This window comes from Paramesorhizobium endophyticum, assembly GCF_014640615.1.
In the GTDB taxonomy this organism is placed as follows: domain Bacteria; phylum Pseudomonadota; class Alphaproteobacteria; order Rhizobiales; family Rhizobiaceae; genus Paramesorhizobium; species Paramesorhizobium endophyticum.
Window position 1 is genome coordinate 186,212 of record NZ_BMHH01000004.1, and the last position, 18,612, is coordinate 204,823.

The following is an 18,612-nucleotide window of genomic DNA, read 5'->3' on the forward strand; positions in this document are numbered from 1 at the left end:
ACCAAAAGTAACTTACTAAAAGTATATAGCAGCCGAGCTATCTCGGCAACAGCAAAGAGGAAATACGCCATGCACGCGCTTATCGTGGTCTCGCATCCAAAAAAAGACGCCCTTACCCACGCGGTAGCAAAAGAGGTCGCCGCGGGGATCACCGCAGGGGGGCAAAATACCGCCGAAATCGCGGATCTGGCGGGGGAGGGGTTCGATCCACGCTATTCGGAAAAGGATGTTGCGACCTTCCTGCGCCATACGCCGGCTCCGTCCGATGTTGTCGCCGAGCAGGCGCGGGTGGACCGGGCGGATGCGCTAGTTCTCGTCTATCCGGTCTATTGGTGGTCGTTTCCCGGCTTGCTCAAGGGCTGGGTCGACCGCGTGTTTTCCAATGGATGGGCCTATGACGAAACGCCTGAAACCGGCGTGGTCAAGAAGCTGCAGAGGCTGAAAGTCCATCTCGTTGCCATCGGCGGCGCAGACCTTCGAACTTATGCGCGCCGTGGTTATTTCGGCGCGATGAGGACGCTGATCGAACAGGGCATCTTCGACTATTGCGGCGCCCCGGTTGTCACATCGGAACTGCTCCTCCCGCCTGAGGATGGCGACTGGACGCCCAGGCTGACAGAAGCGCGCGGCATCGGCGCACGGGCGTTCAGGAATGCCGGCCTTCGCAGCGTTGTCGACGCTGCCTGAGCAGCAGGTCACGCTAACCGCACTGATATACTTTTCGCACGTCGATGGTTCGGATTGGGATATCGTCTCCCGCCGAACCAGCGCCCACGAAAGGCTTGGAGCCGACAGCCGTTATACAACCGTCTTCCCCGAGAGCGCTCCAGGTGAGAAATGGCTGCAGGCTGATGTCTATCTTCGGGATTGGAAAAGAGGTGTCGCCCTTGTAGGGGACCTTGTAGATTCGGCGCGCCGGGCGGCCGCCGGAATTCGGCAGTTGAACTGAGAGGCTCGAGAACCATGCGCCGGTGCCGGAGCCAGCGCTATTCGAGACGGAGAAGCCGACGATATCCTTCAGCGCCATCTTGCCGTTCGGGGGCAATGGCGGCAAGACGTAACGCTTGGGGCTCGAGGGTTTGGCGTTGCCGAAGCTTTGTAGATAAGTCTGCTCCAACGACTGTAAGCTTTGGGCTCCCCGAGCACCCGGTGGTGTCCTGTTGTTCGACCAGAGGCGCCCTGCCGCGGCGCGCAATGTGCAGGGCGCTGAACCGCGATTCAACACGGCAAAAAAGGCATTGACCTTCATCATGCCGGGACGGTCGTAGGCAATCTGCCGTATTTCGAGTTGCCCGGGTGCGCAATAGGCGAGCTGCTCCGCCGCAGCAAGTTCACCAGTCGCCATAACCCCGGCGAACAATATGAGAGTGGAGAGGGCAGATAATCTGGGGCGCGCTTTCACATCTCGCCTCGCTGGCTGTTTGTCCGTTGCAACGCAGTGCCGCCACTGCCGGATGGAAGACTATTTCTTGCAATCCCGGTTCGAGGTCTTGCCGTCAGGCATTTTCGTGCGGCACAGAATGGCGAAGCGATAGCCTTGGCGCGTGAGCTTCGTTTCGGTGAACAATGTAGCGCCGCGCAAGTCCGCGCCTGTCAGGTTGATCTTGCCGCCGAACGCCCCCTTGGCGGCATCCGAGGGGACCGGGCCGACATCGTTCTGGCCTGCTGCCTTGTCGGAAACGCCCTGGGCATGGCCGTAGATCTTTGCGTTTCGCAAGTTCGCGCCCGTGAAATTCGCGTTATAGAAGCTGCCGCAGAGATTGGCCTTGTGCAGTTTCGCTTCGGAAAAATCGGCGTTGGTAAAATCGGAGCAAAGGCCGTTCATGGCGTCCGGGGTGCTCTGCGCGCCGGTCAGGTTGGCGCGCTTCAATGTTGCGCCGCTCATGTTCACCCAGAAGAGATTTGCGTCGCTCAGATTGGCTCCGGTCAGGTTCGCTCCCTTGAAGGAATTGCCGCCCAGATTGGTGCCGGTGAAATTCGTGTCCTTCAGGCTGGCTCCGTCCCAGCTCATGCTGTCGAGCGCCGACTCAGATTTCGTGTTGCAGCTGACGAAATTCGCGTGGTTGATGCGCGCGCCATCGAACACGCCGCTCGCCACTCCATTGACGGTGCAGTTCATCTTCCCGTCATCACCGGTCTTCGCCGGTTCGATGCCGCGGAGATCCGCGCCTGCAAGATTGCAATCCTTGCCGCATTGGGCGGTCCGCCGGAACGTGTCGAGCGTCGACGCAGCGGGCTTTGTGGCAGCCGTCACTTCGTTGGAAACGCCAGCTTTGGCAAGGTGCGTCTGGAGTTGTTTTGTCCGCTCGTTATAGGCGGATTCAAGGCAGCCGGGGTCACTGTTGCATTGGGCCCGCTTCTGCAGCCATTCATAGTGACTGACGGCCAACTCCGCCCGTGCCCTGCCTTCCACCTGGCTACCGACGGTCCTGTAGAGGTCGTCGAGCTTCTGATCCTTCTGGGAAAGGCCGGCATCAGCGCAAATGGCGCGCGTGTCGGGCGCACTTGCGCTTCCGCAGCTGAAACTCGCGGCACTGCCCTGCGTCCCGAAAGACAGCAGAAGACCGGACGCCGCAAGAAGTGGGAAAGCAAGTTTTTTCATCTGGATGTTCTTCCATCATGGCCAAAGCATTGTGATGAATATCCAAATGAAAGGTAAAATATTTATAAATATTTAATCACGTTATACATAAAATACTACAGGCTACATGGAAATATTGGCTGATGGCAAATAATAAGGCCCGAGCGGATATGGTTATATCCGCTGGCCGGTTTACATCATTTCTTTTTCGGCAGCGTCGGGCTGTTCGACGCGCAGGACGGTCAACTCATATCGACGCCCGCCACGGGCCGTCCAACTGATCGATTGGCCAGCGGAAAGTCCGATAAGCGCGGTGCCGATGGGCGTCAGGATGGAAATCCGGTTTTGCGCGATATCCGCCTCGCCGGGAAAAACAAGCGTCACCCGCTTTTGCTGGGCACTGTCGGAGCGAAACTCGACGGTCGATCCCATCCGCACGACATCGGCCGGAACGGCTGAAGCCGGGACGACCTTCGCCCGTTCCATTTCCACCTGCAATTCCTCCGCGACCTCGGGGAAGCGGTCATAGGCATCCTCGGCGAGGTTCGTAAGGCGCTTGTGATCGATGTCGCTGACGATAATCCTGGGCTTGCGCCCACTCTTCTTGGGCTGGGTCATGGCTAAATCTCCGGATGACGCATGGCTGCGCGTCCAGCGCGAACCTTGCCGTATCAAAATGATGGGAATGTTTAACGCCTCAAGGATCGAGGCCTGCGCGAAATACAGTATCACGCCCCCCGAACTCGGGGCGCAATGGCCGAGCTCAGGGGCTACGATTCCGCGATCGGATGCATCCGGAAGAATGTGGCGCGTGTGTTAACCATGCGCGATAGTTTGTGCGTTTCCGCGTGATTGTCAAGCTGATTGCCAATCCAGCGGGAACGCACGCGCTGCATCCCTATGAAAAGGGCGAGCCGGTTACCGCCGCTGGCGGCGCACCGGCTCGGTTCCGTAGTCGAGTATGCGGCTGAGGCTCAGGGCCAGCAATGTGCAGATCGCGCCGGAGATCAGGTAGCCGCCGATGAAGATGATGCCGAAGCCGCTGGCGAGCCCCAGCGCGACCAAGGGCGCGAAACCGGCGCCGATCAGCCATGCGAGGTCGGATGTAAGCGCTGCGCCGGTGTAGCGGTAAACGCGCCCGAACCGCGAGGAGACTGCACCGGATGCCTGGCCGAAGGAAAGACCGAGAATGCCGAAGCCGATGATGATGAAGGCGTCCTGGCCCGCGCTGCCCGCGTCGAGCAGGAAGGGCGCGGAAAACGAGAAGATTCCGATGATGATGGCGCCGATCATCAGCTGGCTGCGCCGCCCGATGCGGTCGGCGATGAGTCCGGAAAGCACGATGCCGATGATTCCCACAATCGCGCCCGCCACCTGCACCAGAAGGAATTTCGACACCGGCTGGCCGCCATGCAGCATCACCCAGCTCAGGGGGAAGATCGTGACGAGATGGAACATCGCAAAGCTTGCCAGCGGCACGAACGCGCCGAGCACCACGTCTGCCGCGTGCTTGCTCAGCATCTCGAAGACCGGGCGGGCTTCCAGTTCCTTGGCCTCCATAGCGACGCCGAATTCCTTGCTGGCGACGATGCGCAGCCGTGCGAACAGCGCCACCACATTGATCGCAAAGGCGACGAAGAACGGATAGCGCCAGCCCCAGGAAAGGAAATCCTGTGCCGAGAGGTTGGAATAGAAGTACCAGAACAGGAGGCTCGCCAGCGCGAAGCCGATGGGCGCGCCGACCTGCGGGATCATCGCATACCAGCCGCGCTGGTTCTTCGGTGCGTTGATATTGAGAAGCGAGGCAAGGCCGTCCCATGCGCCGCCGAGCGCGAAACCCTGACCCAGCCGGAACAGCGCCAGGAGCGCCACGGCCCAGTAGCCGATCGTCTCATAGCCCGGCATGAAGGCGATGGATGCAGTGGAGCCGCCGAGGATGAAAAGCGCAATCGTCAGCTTGGTGCCACGCCCGTAATGCCGGTCGATCCATGTGAAGACGAAGGTGCCCACCGGACGCGCCAGAAAGGCGAGCGAGAATATCGCGAAGGACATCATCTGCGCCGCGAGCGGCGTGGGCGCGAAGGGGAAGATAAATTTCGGGAAGACCAGAATGGCACCGAGACCGAAGACGAAGAAATCGAAGAATTCCGACAATCGGGCGATCACCACGCCGATGGCGATGCTGCCAGGCGCAATCGGCTTGCCACTGTTTACGCGGCGGGCGTCCCTTTCGAGGCTCGAAGACGTCGGTCCTTCGAACCAGGGTTTGGCAATCGTGCTCATTCTATTTCCTCCTGCTTTATCTCCACCTCGAAACGAATGTCGGACAAACTTTGATCCAGATCAAGGAATCTTTCCCCAAAAAGCCGAGGGCAAGATGCAATAGTATCTGGTCACATCGTTATTGTGTGTTAATTTGATACTTACGTTAATTTTCTTGGGGAAGCTATTGTATGGAGATGTAAAATGGGCAAGTTTGAAATCTATAGGCAAGAATAAACAGAATTCTTAAATCGCATGTCGTGAATCGCCGTTCACGGGAATTCGATCTGAACTTTCCAAAGGGAACTTCGAATCGCCACACTCGTCGGCAATGCCCATGATCGGAGTGTTTGCTGCGGTGCGGTAAATTGTTGCAGTGCGGCCAACCGCCTCATTCCGCGAGGGTGGCGTTGCCATTACTGCACGCCGAGTCACAAACTAAATTCAAGCATGCGAGATGCCCATGCATCCAAAAACTCTTGGACGATTGGCCGCCTTCCTGATCCTGCCTGCAGCGCTGTCCGGCTGCAATTGGGTCGTCATGTCTCCTTCCGGCGACATCGCCCGGCAGCAGGCAGACCTGATTCTCATCTCGACGGCATTGATGCTGATCATCATCGTGCCCGTCATTTTCCTGACGCTGTTCTTCGCGTGGAAGTACCGTCAGTCCAACCGCGACGCGGCCTATGAGCCGGAGTGGAGCCATTCGACCCGGCTCGAAGTGATCATCTGGTCGGCGCCGCTCGCGATCATCATCGCGCTGGGTGCCATCACCTGGATGAGCACGCACAAGCTCGATCCCTACCGCCCCCTTGACGAGATCGCGCCGGGCCGGCCCATCGCCGCCGATGTCAAGCCGCTGACGGTGGAAGTGGTGGCGCTCGACTGGAAATGGCTGTTCATCTATCCCGACTACGGCATCGCCAGTTTGAACGAGATGGCCGCGCCGATCGATGTGCCGATCCGGTTCAAGATCACCGCCTCCTCGGTCATGAACTCCTTCTACGTTCCGGCGCTGGCGGGCCAGATCTACGCCATGCCGGGCATGGAGACGAAGCTGCACGCGGTCATCAACAAGCCGGGCGATTATGACGGCTTCTCCGCCAATTTCAGCGGCGCCGGCTTCTCGCATATGCGCTTCAAGTTCCTTGGGCGCGACCAGGCAGGTTTCGATGCCTGGGTTGCCTCGGTGAAGGAGAAGGGAACCGCCCTTACGCGGGCCGACTACCAGAAGCTCGAGCTGCCGAGCGAAAAGGAGCCGGTGCGCTATTATTCCTCGGTGGATAGCAATCTCTTCGATGCGATCCTCAACATGTGCGTCGATCCTTCCAAGATGTGCATGAAGGAAATGGCGATGATCGACGCCCAGGGCGGCGGGGGCAAGGAATCGGCCAACACCGTGTTGCGCCTCACCTATGACCGCGAACGCAAATGGGGCGCTATCGGCAACCAGTCGCGTCCGTTCCTGCTGTCGCAGTGCACGCCGCAGGGCACGGGACCGGGAGGCAGCGTGGTGCTTCCGCCGCAGAACCGCTCGGCCTACCCGACTTTCGGCAAGGTGAAGGGCGAGGAGCTGAGCCAGGTTTCGACCGGCACGGTCCTCAGATAGTCCTGTATTCAACTGGCGGTGCCCGAGGGCGCCGCCATGTAAAGGTTTAGACGCATGTTTTCCAATCCTGACCTTCTGAAGTTCATCTTCGGCCGGTTGACGCTGGAATCGATTCCCTATCACGAACCGATTCTCGTCGCGACGTTCATCGGCGTCGCGATCGGCGGCCTCGCCGTGCTCGGGCTCATCACCTATTACCGATTCTGGGGCACGCTCTGGCGCGACTGGATCACCAGTGTCGATCACAAGAAGATCGGCATCATGTATATCATCCTCGGGCTGATCATGCTGCTGCGCGGCTTCTCCGACGCCATCATGATGCGCGCCCAACAGGCCATTGCCTTCGGCGGCAATGAAGGCTATCTGCCGCCGCACCATTACGACCAGATCTTCACGGCCCATGGCGTCATCATGATCTTCTTCGTGGCAATGCCGCTCGTCACGGGCCTGATGAACTATGTCGTGCCGCTGCAGATCGGCGCGCGCGACGTGTCGTTCCCATTCCTCAACAATTTCTCGTTCTGGATGACCACGGCGGGCGCGATCATCATCATGCTCTCGCTGTTCATCGGCGAGTTCGCCAAGACCGGCTGGCTGGCCTATCCGCCGCTTTCGGGCATCGCGTACAGTCCTGATGTCGGAGTGGATTATTATATCTGGGGCCTGCAGGTTGCCGGCATCGGCACGACGCTATCGGGCATCAACCTGATCGCGACCATCGTGAAAATGCGCGCGCCGGGCATGACCTTCATGAAGATGCCTATCTTCACCTGGACCGCACTCGTCACCAACATCTTGATCGTCGCCTCCTTCCCGGTGCTGACCGCCGTGCTCGCGCTCCTGTCGCTCGACCGCTATGTCGGCACCAATTTCTTCACGAACGATCTGGGCGGCAACCCAATGATGTACGTGAATTTGATCTGGATCTGGGGCCATCCGGAGGTCTATATCCTCGTGCTTCCGGCCTTCGGCATCTTCTCCGAGGTCGTCTCGACCTTCTCGTCCAAGCGCCTGTTCGGCTACACCTCGATGGTCTACGCCACCTGCGTCATCATGATCCTCTCCTACCTCGTGTGGCTGCATCACTTCTTCACGATGGGCTCTGGCGCATCGGTGAACGCCTTCTTCGGCATCACCACCATGATCATCTCGATCCCGACGGGCGCGAAGATGTTCAACTGGCTCTTCACCATGTACAAAGGCCGGATCCGTTATGAATTGCCGATGCTATGGACGGTCGGCTTCATGGTGACTTTCACCATAGGTGGCATGACCGGCGTCATGCTCGCGGTGCCGCCGGCCGACTTCGTGCTCCACAACTCGCTGTTCCTGATCGCGCATTTCCACAATGTGATCATCGGCGGCGTTCTGTTCGGCATGTTCGCGGGCATCACCTACTGGTTCCCGAAGGCGTTCGGCTTCAAGCTCGATCCGTTCTGGGGCAAGATGAGCTTCTGGTTCTGGCAAATCGGCTTCTTCGTCGCCTTCATGCCGCTCTATGTGCTCGGCCTGATGGGCGTGACGCGCCGCATGAGCCACTTTGACGACCCGTCGCTGCAGATCTGGTTCGAGATTGCCGCGCTGGGCGCCGTGCTCATCGCGATCGGCATCGCCTCGTTCCTCATCCAGCTCGTCGTCAGCTTCCGCAAACGCGAGGCGTTGACTGACTTGACGGGCGATCCCTGGGACGGACGGACGCTGGAATGGTCGACCTCATCGCCGCCGCCGGAGTATAACTTCGCCTTCACGCCGATCGTCCGTGACCATGACAGCTGGTACGATATGAAGAAGCGCGGGCACACGCGTCCGCTGGAAGGCTACATACCGATCCACATGCCCAAGAACACCGGCACGGGTGCAATCCTCGCCGCCTTCAGCATCGCCTTCGCCTTCGGAATGGTCTGGCATATGTGGTGGCTGGCGATCCTCTCCTTCGTCGCCATGATCGCCATCGCGATCGGCCATACCTTCAACTACAACCGGGATTATTTCATCCCTGCCGAAACCGTGGCCGCGACAGAAAACGCGCGCACCAGACTGCTCGCGGGACAGAACTGAAACCATGAGTAAAGCAGCCCACGCCCACGCCGCTCTGGCGACCCCGACAGCGGGAGACCAGGAATTCTATCTGAAGGAAGAGCACCACCCGGAAGGCAGCACCATGCTGGGCTTCTGGCTCTATCTGATGAGCGACTGCCTGATCTTCGCCGTCCTCTTCGCCGTCTATGGAGTGCTCGGCCGCAATTATGCGGCGGGCCCTTCGCCGGCAGACCTGTTCGACCTGCCGCTCGTCGCCGTCAACACGGCGATGCTGCTCCTGTCCTCCATCACCTATGGCTTCGCCATGCTGTGGATGGACCGCAACGCCAAAGCCCAGACTCTGCTCTGGCTCGGCATAACCGGCATTTTCGGCGCGATCTTCATTGCGCTCGAGCTCTACGAGTTCAGCCATCTGATCCATGAAGGCGCGGGCCCGCAGCGTTCGGCGTTCCTGTCGTCCTTCTTCATGCTGGTCGGCACGCACGGCCTGCACGTGACCTTCGGCATCATCTGGCTGATCACGCTGATGGTGCAGGTGGCAAAGTACGGGCTGATCCCGGAGAACAAGCGCCGGCTGATGTGCCTTTCGATGTTCTGGCACTTCCTCGACGTCATCTGGATCGGCGTCTTCTCCTTCGTCTATCTGATGGGAGTCCTCGGATGAGTACGCATTCTCACGCCCATACCGGCCATCACGCGGCAGACACCCATCACGACGATGGGCCCGCGCACGGCACCTTCAAGGGCTACATGACCGGCTTCCTCCTGTCGGTGATCCTCACCGCCATCCCCTTCTGGCTGGTCATGAGCGGCGTCACCGACAGCAAGGCCCTCACGGCGGTTCTGGTCATGGGGCTCGGCGCGATACAGATCGTGGTCCATATGATCTTCTTCCTGCACATGAACCCGCGCTCGGAAGGCGGCTGGACGATCATGGCGCTGATCTTCACGCTGGTGTTCGTCGGTATCCTCCTCGCCGGCTCGCTCTGGGTCATGCATCATCTGAACTACAATATGATGCCCATGTCGCCAGAGGTGATGAAGAACATGCCGTAAGGATGATTTCGGAAAGGCTCTGCCTTTTCGGATGGATCATACGGCAGAAAAGGTTGGTGTGGCCATGAACCACGCTTCGACGGATAAGGCCGGGGAGACAGTTCCCGGCCACCCGCGCCGCTCACGAGCTTTTATGATCGGCGCGATGCTTTTCATGGCGGCTGTTTTTATAGCCCTCGGCACGTGGCAGGTGCAGCGGCTGTTCTGGAAACTTGACCTGATCGCCCGCGTCGATGCCCGCATTCACGCCGCGCCCGTTTCGGCACCTGGTCCGTCCGATTGGGCTAATATAACAGCGAAGAACGATGAATACCGGCGCGTCACGGCTTCCGGCACATTCGATTACGATAAGGACGTGCTTGTTCAGGCCGTGACGGAACGCGGGCCCGGGTTCTGGGTGCTGACGCCGCTCCATCAGCCGGATGGCGCGACGATCCTTATCAATCGCGGCTTCGTCCCCAATGACCGGCGTGACCGCGCTGCGCGTGCTGCTGCCGAAGTTTCAGTCAGCACCACGATAACGGGGCTCCTGCGCATGAGCGAACCGGGCGGCGCGTTCCTGCGCTCGAACGATCCCAAGGCGGGGCGCTGGTATTCCCGCGATGTCGCCGCGATTGCCGCGGCCGAGCACCTTCAGAACGTCGCGCCCTATTTCATCGATGCCGACGCGAGCGCGAACCCAGGCGGTCTGCCGGTGGGCGGTCTGACTGTCGTCCGCTTCCGCAATACGCATCTCATCTACGCGCTTACCTGGTTCGGTCTGGCGCTAATGAGCGCGGGCGCGGCCTATGCCGTGCGGCGAATGGCATAGTTGCTCTTCATCCCATCGCGGCGCGCATCTCGCGGCGGAAATCCGAAGGGGACATGCCTGCAATCTGCCGGAAGGCCTTGTTGAAGGCGCTGACGGAGCCGAAGCCGCTCTCCATGGCGATCTGGAGGATATTCTCCGTCCCGTTCATCAGCATCGCCTGCGCGCGCGAAAGCCGGAGCAGCGTCAGATATTTGATGAGCGTCATTCCCGTCGATTTCCGGAACAAATCCATGGCGTATTTCGGATGAAGCTGCACCGCGCGGGCGATGTCCGTCGCGTCGATATCGTCGAGGAAATGCGCAGCGATGTAGTCGCACATGCGCGCGACACTCGAGGATGGGCCGGTTCCGCCGTCATAGCCGGCCTTTCGTTCGCAGGTGGCGGCAGATTTCACTGAATAGGGCTCCAGAAACATCCGCTCGATGCGCAGGAGCAATTCGGCCACCGCATGTTCGGCTTTTGCCGGATCGCCCGATGTTGCATAGCGGAGCCAGCGTGCGAAGTTTTCCTCGTCTGCCATGTCCGTGTGCGAAGTGAGTATGCTCGCGCCTCCCATCAACTGAGCAGAGGCTGCCACCGGCATTCGCAACCGAAAAAAATGAACAAGCGGCAGGTGCGCGCCCGCATAGAGGGAATCGCCCGATGCCTCGTCCATCCGATGCGGTTGCCCGCCCCAGAACAGGCAGATCTGCCCTGCGTCGAGCTGCAATTCATATTCGCCCATTATGTAATGGACGGAACCCCGCATGACAAAATTTACCTCCACCTGCGCGTGCCAGTGCGGTCTCAACATGACAGGCGGGTGGGTATGAAAAAATTGCAGGGTGGTCGGCAAGCCTTCAATACTGCTTGCCCCGGGCTGGTAGACGGCTCTTTCGGCAATCTTACTTTCCGCCAAATTGACATTCCCTTTTGACGAGACAGTTTTCCGCTAGGCGCTAATCTCAACAGGTTCGCTGAAGAACGGCAATTGGAAAAGGGAGGTTTTCAATGTGCTTCAAAATTCTTGGCGCGGCCCTGTCGCTTGCGCTTTTGACCGTGCCCGCCGCCGCGCAATCCACTACCATCACGATCTGGAGCTGGAACGTCGCCGCATCGTCGCTGAAATCCACGCTTGAAGGCTTCAACAAGAAATACCCTGATATCAAAGTCAATATCGAGGATCTCGGCAACGACCCGGTCTATGACAAGACGCTGGCCGCCTGCGCCGCGGGCGGGGAGGGCCTGCCTGATATCGTCACCATTGAGAATTTCGAGGCGGAAGTGTTCTGGGCCCGTTTTCCGGATTGCTTCACTGACCTCACCCAGCTCGGATATACGCCTGAAAAGCAGGCGCTCTTCCCCGATTTCAAGCGCACCGAGCTAGAAGTGGACGGGGTTGCTTATGCCATGCCGTGGGATTCCGGCCCGGTTGCGGTCTTTTATCGCCGCGATTTCTATGAGAAGGCCGGGGTCGATCCGAAGACGATCAAGACTTGGGATGATTTCATCGCGGCTGGCAAGAAAATCATGGCGGCCAATCCCGGAACGGTCATGGCGCAGGCGGACTTCAACGGCGACAGCGAATGGTTCCGCATGATAGCCAATGAGCAGGGCTGCGGCTATTTCTCCACCGACGGGCAAAGCATCACAATCAACCAGCCTCCTTGCGTCGCCACGCTGGAAAAGCTGAAGGAGATGAAGGACGCGGGCATCATAACCGCCGCGATCTGGGACGAGAAAATTCAGGCGAATACGGCGGGCAAGGCCGCAAGCCAGATGTATGGCGCGTGGTATGAGGGCTCGATCCGCACCAACTCGCCCGATCTCTCGGGCAAATGGGGCGTTTATCTCATGCCCAGCCTGACGTCGGACGGCCCCCGCGCTGCCAATATCGGCGGTTCCTCGCTCGCCATCAGTTCCGCGTCGCAGAACAAGGAGGCGGCATGGAAATTCATCGACTATGCCCTCACCACCAATGAGGCGCAGGTGACGATGCTGAAATCCTTCGGGCTGGTGCCCTCGCTTCTTTCGGCCATTGACGATCCCTTCGTCAAGGAGCCGCAGCCCTATTGGGCCGGGCAGCCCGTCTGGGCTGAGATTTTGGCGACCCTGCCCAAGATCGAGCCCGCCCGCGGCACGGCATTCCAGACCGATGCAGACGCCATCTACATGGCGGCCCAGGCCAAATATTTCGCAGGCGGCTATCCCAATGCCAAGGCCGCGCTGGACGATGCGGCCAAGCAGATCGAAGCCGCCACGGGGCTACCCATAGCCGAATGAGAGCGGGCAGGGCGCGTCCTGTCATACAGGCGCGTCCTTCTCATCAATATCGGTCTGTCGGAGGTCGCCATGCGGCTCAATAACCGGATCGCCTACGCGTTCCTCGCCCCCTATCTATTGATCTTCGCGGTGTTCTGGGTCTGGCCGATCATCGACTCGTTCCTGCTGTCGTTCCAGAACACCCGCGTCAATCCATGGCGCTTCGCACCGTCGCTTAACTGGGGCCGGCTCATCGCCGATCCCGCCTTCTACAACGCGCTGTACAATACGCTGATCATTCTTGTGATACAGGTTCCTGTCATGATCGCGCTCGCCACGATCATGGCTGTTCTCCTGAATTCGCCGCTGCTAAAGGCGCGTCCCTTCTACCGCTTCGCTTTTTTCGCGCCTGTGGTCGTCGGCGAGGTTGCCTATGCTGCCGTGTTCCGGGTGATGTTCAGCGCCGATTTCGGCATCATAAACAAGCTGATCACCTCGGTGGGGCTTGCGCCCATCTCCTGGTTCGACAACGGCAACGCCGCCATGGCGCTGCTCATCATCGCCGTCACCTGGCGCTGGGCGGGCTACAACGCCATCATTATCCTCGCCGGACTGCAATCCATCCCAAGCGACGTCTACGAAGCCGCCACGCTCGACCGGGTGAGCAAGCGCCAGCAGTTCTTCCACATCACGCTGCCGCTCCTGAAACCCATCATCATGTTCTGCGTGGTTCTGTCTGTCATCGGCACGATGCAGCTCTTCACCGAGCCGTTCCTCATCACCAACAGGGGCGGTCCCGGCGGGGCAACGGAGACGCTCGGCCTCCTGCTCTATCGGCAGGGCTTCACTTCGCTGAATTTCGGCTACGCCTCGGCCATTGCCTACACCATGGCAGCACTCGCCATCGCCATATCGCTTCTCAATCTGTGGGCCGGGAGGGAATCGAAATGAGATCCAGATCCAGAACCCTGCTCTGGCAGAAGATCGGTCTCCACGCCGTGCTGACCCCGCTGGCGCTCATCTGGCTGTTTCCGCTGTGGATGATGTTCATCTTCTCCACCATGCCGGATCACGGCATTTTCAGCCCCGAGATCGTGCTGACGCCGTCGACCAATTTTCTGGAGAACTTCCACGTCCTTCAGGGCAACACCAATTTCCTGCGAGCCATGTTCATCTCCATCACGGTCGCCATCATCTACACGGTGTTGTCGGTGCTTTTGACCTCGATGGCCGGGTGGGCGCTCGTACGCTACCGCTTCGCCGGAAAATCCGTGGTCATCGCCATTATTCTCGGCACCATTACGCTGCCCTTTGCGGTGGTGGTCATCCCGCAATTCATCATGGTCGCGCGGGAGTTCAAGCTCGCCAATACATGGATCGCGCTGATCGTGCCGCCGCTTTTCAACTCGCTCGGCGTACTTTTTATGCGGCAGGCATTCTCCATGATGCCATCGGAGCTTTTCGATGCCGCCCGCGTCGAGGGCGTCAAGGAATGGCAGATATTCCTGCGCATCGCGCTGCCGCTCGCGCGCCCCACCATGGCGGCGCTGTCCATCATTCTGTTCCTCGCGTCGTGGAACAATTACCTCTGGCCGCTCCTCGTTAATTCCCGGCCCGGCATGATGACCGCGCCGGTGGCGCTCGGTACGCTCATCGGCCTTACAAAGGTTTCGTGGGGAGGCATCATGGCGGGCGCCGTTCTGCTGACCGCGCCAGTGCTTGCCGTGTTCGTTTTCCTGCAGCGCCATTTCATTGCCGGCATCGCCGCCGGCGCCGTCAAATAATCGGGGGAGCGGGTCATGGCTGGCCTTGTGCTAAAAAATGTCGTCAAGCGTTACGGTACGCTGGAAATCATTCACGGCGCCAATCTTGACATCGCCGATGGCGAGTTCGTGGTGTTCGTAGGCCCGTCCGGCTGCGGCAAATCTACCCTGCTGCGCATGATTGCGGGGCTGGAGGATATTTCGGGCGGCGAAATCGCCATTGGGGGTAAGATCGTCAATGATGCAGAGCCCGCCGATCGCGGCATTGCAATGGTGTTCCAGTCCTATGCGCTCTACCCGCATATGACGGTGGAGGAGAACTTGTCCTTCGGCCTAAGGATGAATGGCAATCCTAAGGAGGATACGGCCAAGCGCGTGCGCCGCGCCGCGGAAATCCTGCAGATCGCCGAGCTGATGCACCGGCGGCCGAAGGAGCTTTCCGGTGGCCAGCGCCAGCGCGTCGCCATCGGCCGCGCCATCGTGCGCGAGCCGCAGGTTTTCCTGTTCGACGAGCCGCTGTCGAATCTCGACGCCGAATTGCGCGTGCAGATGCGCGTCGAGATCGCCCGTCTGCACAAACAACTCGGCACGACGATGATCTATGTAACTCATGACCAGACCGAGGCGATGACGCTCGCCGACAAGATCGTCGTGATGCGCGGCGGCAATATAGAGCAGGTCGGCGCGCCGCTTGACCTCTATGACAATCCCGCCAACCGGTTCGTCGCCGGCTTTGTCGGCTCCCCCAAGATGAATTTTCTGGCGGCGAAGATATCAGGTGCAGGCGAGGATGGCGTCGCCGTCTCTCTCGATGGCGATCCCGCCTTGCGGCTCACGCTGCCGCTTGCGACGCAACTTGCAGAAGGCACGTCCGTCACGCTAGGCATCCGGCCCGAGCATTTCCGCGATAGCGGTATGGGCGACGTCGATTTGATCGTCCATGTCGATATGGCGGAGCATCTGGGCAACACCAGCTATGTCCACGCCCGCCTCGCGGGAGGCGCGCCGCTGGTCATCGAGCGCCCGGATTCGCGCGGTCTTGCCAATCAGCACCACCTGACGGTGGGCATTCCCCTGAACAAAACCTTCCTCTTCGACGCAGGCGGCCACCGCCTGCGCTGATCCTCCCTTACAACCCGACCATTCCAGAGGTTTTTCAATGACATCCGTCCAAAAGATCCGCTGGGGCATCATCGGCCCAGGCACCATCGCACGCACCTTCGCCGATGGCATCGCCCATTCGAAAACCGGCGAGCTCGCCGCCATCGCCACGCGCAATCCGGACAAGCCGGGCCTTGGCGAGGCATTTCCCGGCGCGCGGGTTCTCCATGGCTATGAGGCGCTCCTGAGCGATCCCGAGATCGACGCCGTCTATATCGCCACCCCTCATACCCTCCACGTCGAATGGGCGATCAAGGCCATCCGCGCCGGAAAGCATGTCCTTGTGGAAAAGCCGATTGCGCTTTCAGCCTATGATGCCGATGCGATTTTCCATGAGGCGAAAAAGGCCCGGGTCTTTGCTGGCGAGGCGTATATGTACCGCCTGCACCCCCAAACGGCGAAGCTCGTCGAACTGATTAAGCAGGGCGTTATCGGCGATATCCGCATCATCCGCTCCAGCTTCGGCTTCAGCATGGGCAGCTTCCGGCCCGACCATCGGTTGTTCGCGAATGACACTGCCGGGGGCGGCATTCTCGACGTGGGGGGCTACCCAGTCTCTATGGCCAGGCTGATCGCAGGTGCAGCGGAAGGTAAGCCTTTTGCCGAGCCGGAAAAAATGTTCGGCGTTGCCCATCTAGGGGCGTCCGGCGTCGATGAGTGGGCTTCCGCCGTGCTGAAATTTCCAGGCGGCATCATTGCCGATGTATCGTGTTCCATCATGGCGAAGCAGGACAATGTGTTGCGCATTATCGGAGAAACGGGCCGTATCGAGGTCGAGGACTTCTGGTTCGCTTCCGGGCACAAGGGCGGGGTAGGGCGTATCGAGATTATCCACGGGAACGATCGGGAGACCGTCGAGGTCCGCGAGGAGGGATGGCTTTACGCCTTCGAAGTGGACGCTGCGGGCGAAGCGATCCGGGCGAGCCGGCAGGAGTTTGCAAGCCCCGGCATGAGTTGGGCCGATTCGCTCGGCAATCTGCGGGTTATGGACCAATGGCGTGCCGCTGCGGGGCTGGAATATGGCGTCGAGACTGCGGCGAAGCGGGTGAAGAATATCGCGGGCGAAACGGTGCGCCCCGGCAACGCTATACCAAAACGGCAGATTCCCGGCCTCGCAAAGCCCGCATCCGCCGTGGCGCTGGGGTTCGAGTTCTTCCCCAATTTCGCCTCGGCTTCGCTGACGCTGGACGCCTTCTATGAAGCGGGTGGCAATCTGTTCGATACGGCCTTCATCTATAACGGCGGGCAGACAGAAGCGATCTTCGGCGACTGGCACACGAGCCGCAACGCGCCACGGGAAGAGATCGTGCTGATCGGCAAGGGCGCGCATTCGCCGCTCTGCTATCCGGATATCATCTCGAAACAGCTCGACCAGTCGCTGGAGCGGCTGAAGACCGACTATGTCGATGTCTATTTCATGCATCGCGACAATCCTGCCGTCCCGGTGGGCGAGTTCGTCGATGCCATGGATGCGGAAGTGCGGCGCGGACGTATTCGCGGCATTTTCGGCGGCTCGAACTGGACGCGCGAGCGCATGGACGAGGCCATCGCCTATGCGGAAAAGTCGGACAAGACGGCCCCGGCGGCGCTTTCCAACAATTTCTCGCTTGCGGAAATGCTCGAGCCGATTTGGGCGGGATGCGTCGCGGCTTCCGGCGATGAATGGAAGGAATGGCTGAAGGCGCGCAATATCCCCAATTTCGCCTGGTCGAGCCAGGGGAGAGGCTTCTTCACCGAGCGGGTGGGACGCGACAAGCGGGATGACGAGGAGATGGTGCGGACCTGGTATTCCGACCGCAATTTCGAGCGCCGCGAAAGGGCCATCGAACTGGCAGAGCAGCTTGGCCGCCACCCGATCCACATCGCGCTCGCCTATGTCATCGCGCAAGCCTTCCCCGTGATATCGCTCATCGGCCCGCGCACGGTCGGCGAGCTGGAAGACAGTCTTTCGGCGCTCGATATCAGGCTCAAGCCAGAACAGCTGGCATGGCTGGAGGGATAGCGGGTAACGTTATCCGATGCTTTGCAGCGTGCCCGGGTCGGCTCCCGCGATCCGGGCGAGAACCGCCTCGGCCAGCTTGCGCCCGGCGAGCTTGAAACTTTCGCCGACGACGATGAGTTCGGGCCGGAACCATGGCAGGATGTCTGAGGATTGTTTCGCGGCGACATCCACTTCAACCCCCAGTCGCAGCCCCGCGGCTTCCAGGCCGGCCACGGTGGCGATGGCGGCAGCGCTCGATGCGCAGACGATCCCATCCGGTCGGTCGCCCTGGCGCATGATCGCCTGGACGCGTTCGCGCAATACGTCGAGCGGCGCGTCGATGTCGATACCGGGCAGGATGTGGGCGGTGTAGCCATTTTCCCGCGCGCCGTCGAAAAAGCCGTTCACCATGTGACTGTAGTAGGTCAGATGCGGCGGCGGCGTCAGGATCGCCAGCCGGCGGCGCCCGCGTTCGGCAAGCCGGGCGGCCACATTGCGGGCGAAGCTGTAATTGTCGAAATCATGGAACGGATGCTCGATGCCCATATCGGTGCGCCCATGGGTGGCGAAGGGCACGTTGTGCTCGCTCAGATAACGCACCCGCGCATCGTCAGGCTCCGTGCGGGAAAAGATGATGCCATCCGCCGAACCCGTCTCCACGATATAGCGGATCGGCTCCATCGGATCCTTGGAGTGGGAATAAGGCGTGACGATCAGGTGATATTGCGTGTTGGCCAGCACTTCGGAAACGCCATGGACCACATGCGAGGTGAAGCCCATGATTTCGTCCTGCGTGTTGAGCACGAGCGCGATGACATTGGTCTTGCCGGTGCGCAGGCGAACCCCGGCGCGGTTGGGCCGGTATCCCACCTGCCGCGCAATCAGCTGGACGCGCTTGCGCGTCTCGATGCCGATCTCCGGCGCATCCTTCAGCGCGCGGGAAACGGTCGTGACGCCAAGCCCCGCCATGAAGGCGATGGTCTTGAGAGTCGGCCGGTCGCTTTCCGGCGGGGTCTGTGCCTCCGGCTTGTCGCTCTCTGTTTCACTCTTCATGCCAACAGCCTCCCGCCTTTTTCTGGGCGAATGGCGGTATATCGCATAGCCCGC

Annotated in this window: 17 protein-coding genes; 11 read left to right on the forward strand and 6 right to left on the reverse strand. The window is 60.1% G+C overall.

Features of this window, described 5'->3' with window-relative positions:
* The first annotated feature begins 69 nt into the window (after window positions 1-69).
* The gene (locus tag IEX53_RS06885; protein ID WP_188822766.1) at window positions 70-687 is read left to right on the forward strand and encodes an NAD(P)H-dependent oxidoreductase; all 618 of its coding nucleotides are present in this window, start codon (window positions 70-72) and stop codon (window positions 685-687) included.
* A gap of 13 nt (window positions 688-700) precedes the next feature.
* On the opposite strand, the gene IEX53_RS06890 is transcribed toward IEX53_RS06885, so the two are convergent.
* The 4 genes from IEX53_RS06890 to IEX53_RS06905 all read right to left on the reverse strand — a co-directional run bounded on the left by IEX53_RS06890 (window position 701) and on the right by IEX53_RS06905 (window position 4,864).
* Window positions 701-1,345 (reverse strand): hypothetical protein, encoded by a 645-nt coding sequence (locus tag IEX53_RS06890; protein WP_188822768.1) that lies wholly within the window; start codon window positions 1,343-1,345, stop codon window positions 701-703.
* Between the two features lie 117 nt (window positions 1,346-1,462).
* Window positions 1,463-2,602 carry a pentapeptide repeat-containing protein gene (locus IEX53_RS06895; protein WP_188822770.1) on the reverse strand — a complete coding sequence of 380 codons (1,140 nt, stop codon included), beginning with the start codon at window positions 2,600-2,602 and terminating at the stop codon, window positions 1,463-1,465.
* A gap of 171 nt (window positions 2,603-2,773) precedes the next feature.
* Complete coding sequence (gene rnk / locus IEX53_RS06900) at window positions 2,774-3,199, reverse strand: nucleoside diphosphate kinase regulator (RefSeq protein WP_188822771.1); 426 nt, start codon at window positions 3,197-3,199, stop codon at window positions 2,774-2,776.
* A gap of 300 nt (window positions 3,200-3,499) precedes the next feature.
* Window positions 3,500-4,864 carry an MFS transporter gene (locus IEX53_RS06905; RefSeq protein WP_188822773.1) on the reverse strand — a complete coding sequence of 455 codons (1,365 nt, stop codon included), beginning with the start codon at window positions 4,862-4,864 and terminating at the stop codon, window positions 3,500-3,502.
* A gap of 436 nt (window positions 4,865-5,300) precedes the next feature.
* Here IEX53_RS06905 and cyoA point away from each other — a divergent pair, with 436 nt between their 5' ends.
* From cyoA to IEX53_RS06930, 5 genes are all read left to right on the forward strand, one after another.
* Window positions 5,301-6,452 carry a ubiquinol oxidase subunit II gene (gene cyoA / locus IEX53_RS06910; RefSeq protein ID WP_373288594.1) on the forward strand — a complete coding sequence of 384 codons (1,152 nt, stop codon included), beginning with the start codon at window positions 5,301-5,303 and terminating at the stop codon, window positions 6,450-6,452.
* Between the two features lie 54 nt (window positions 6,453-6,506).
* Window positions 6,507-8,510, forward strand: coding sequence for a cytochrome o ubiquinol oxidase subunit I (cyoB, locus tag IEX53_RS06915; protein WP_188822777.1), 2,004 nt, complete (start codon window positions 6,507-6,509; stop codon window positions 8,508-8,510).
* Between the two features lie 4 nt (window positions 8,511-8,514).
* Window positions 8,515-9,156 (forward strand): cytochrome o ubiquinol oxidase subunit III, encoded by a 642-nt coding sequence (gene cyoC / locus IEX53_RS06920; protein WP_188822779.1) that lies wholly within the window; start codon window positions 8,515-8,517, stop codon window positions 9,154-9,156.
* Window positions 9,153-9,548: a cytochrome o ubiquinol oxidase subunit IV gene (cyoD, locus tag IEX53_RS06925; protein ID WP_188822781.1), complete on the forward strand. Its 396-nt coding sequence runs from the start codon at window positions 9,153-9,155 to the stop codon at window positions 9,546-9,548. Before cyoC ends, cyoD begins: the two co-directional genes overlap by 4 nt.
* A 133-nt stretch (window positions 9,549-9,681) precedes the next feature.
* Complete coding sequence (locus IEX53_RS06930) at window positions 9,682-10,359, forward strand: SURF1 family protein (protein ID WP_236016082.1); 678 nt, start codon at window positions 9,682-9,684, stop codon at window positions 10,357-10,359.
* Window positions 10,360-10,366: 7 nt separating this feature from the next.
* Here IEX53_RS06930 and IEX53_RS06935 read toward each other — a convergent pair whose 3' ends face one another.
* Window positions 10,367-11,257: a helix-turn-helix domain-containing protein gene (locus IEX53_RS06935; protein WP_188822785.1), complete on the reverse strand. Its 891-nt coding sequence runs from the start codon at window positions 11,255-11,257 to the stop codon at window positions 10,367-10,369.
* A gap of 92 nt (window positions 11,258-11,349) precedes the next feature.
* On the opposite strand from IEX53_RS06935, the gene IEX53_RS06940 reads away from it, so the two are divergent.
* The 5 genes from IEX53_RS06940 to IEX53_RS06960 all read left to right on the forward strand — a co-directional run bounded on the left by IEX53_RS06940 (window position 11,350) and on the right by IEX53_RS06960 (window position 17,526).
* Complete coding sequence (locus IEX53_RS06940) at window positions 11,350-12,621, forward strand: ABC transporter substrate-binding protein (RefSeq protein WP_188822787.1); 1,272 nt, start codon at window positions 11,350-11,352, stop codon at window positions 12,619-12,621.
* A 69-nt stretch (window positions 12,622-12,690) separates the two neighbouring features.
* Complete coding sequence (locus IEX53_RS06945) at window positions 12,691-13,551, forward strand: carbohydrate ABC transporter permease (protein ID WP_188822789.1); 861 nt, start codon at window positions 12,691-12,693, stop codon at window positions 13,549-13,551.
* Window positions 13,548-14,384, forward strand: a complete 837-nt coding sequence (locus IEX53_RS06950) for a carbohydrate ABC transporter permease (RefSeq protein WP_188822790.1) — start codon at window positions 13,548-13,550, stop codon at window positions 14,382-14,384. The genes IEX53_RS06945 and IEX53_RS06950 overlap by 4 nt, the downstream gene beginning before the upstream one ends.
* A 15-nt stretch (window positions 14,385-14,399) precedes the next feature.
* Window positions 14,400-15,485, forward strand: coding sequence for an ABC transporter ATP-binding protein (locus IEX53_RS06955; RefSeq protein ID WP_188822792.1), 1,086 nt, complete (start codon window positions 14,400-14,402; stop codon window positions 15,483-15,485).
* A 37-nt stretch (window positions 15,486-15,522) separates the two neighbouring features.
* Complete coding sequence (locus IEX53_RS06960) at window positions 15,523-17,526, forward strand: aldo/keto reductase (protein ID WP_188822794.1); 2,004 nt, start codon at window positions 15,523-15,525, stop codon at window positions 17,524-17,526.
* Between the two features lie 9 nt (window positions 17,527-17,535).
* On the opposite strand, the gene IEX53_RS06965 is transcribed toward IEX53_RS06960, so the two are convergent.
* Complete coding sequence (locus IEX53_RS06965; protein ID WP_188822796.1) at window positions 17,536-18,558, reverse strand: LacI family transcriptional regulator; 1,023 nt, start codon at window positions 18,556-18,558, stop codon at window positions 17,536-17,538.
* Between the last annotated feature and the right edge of the window lie 54 nt (window positions 18,559-18,612).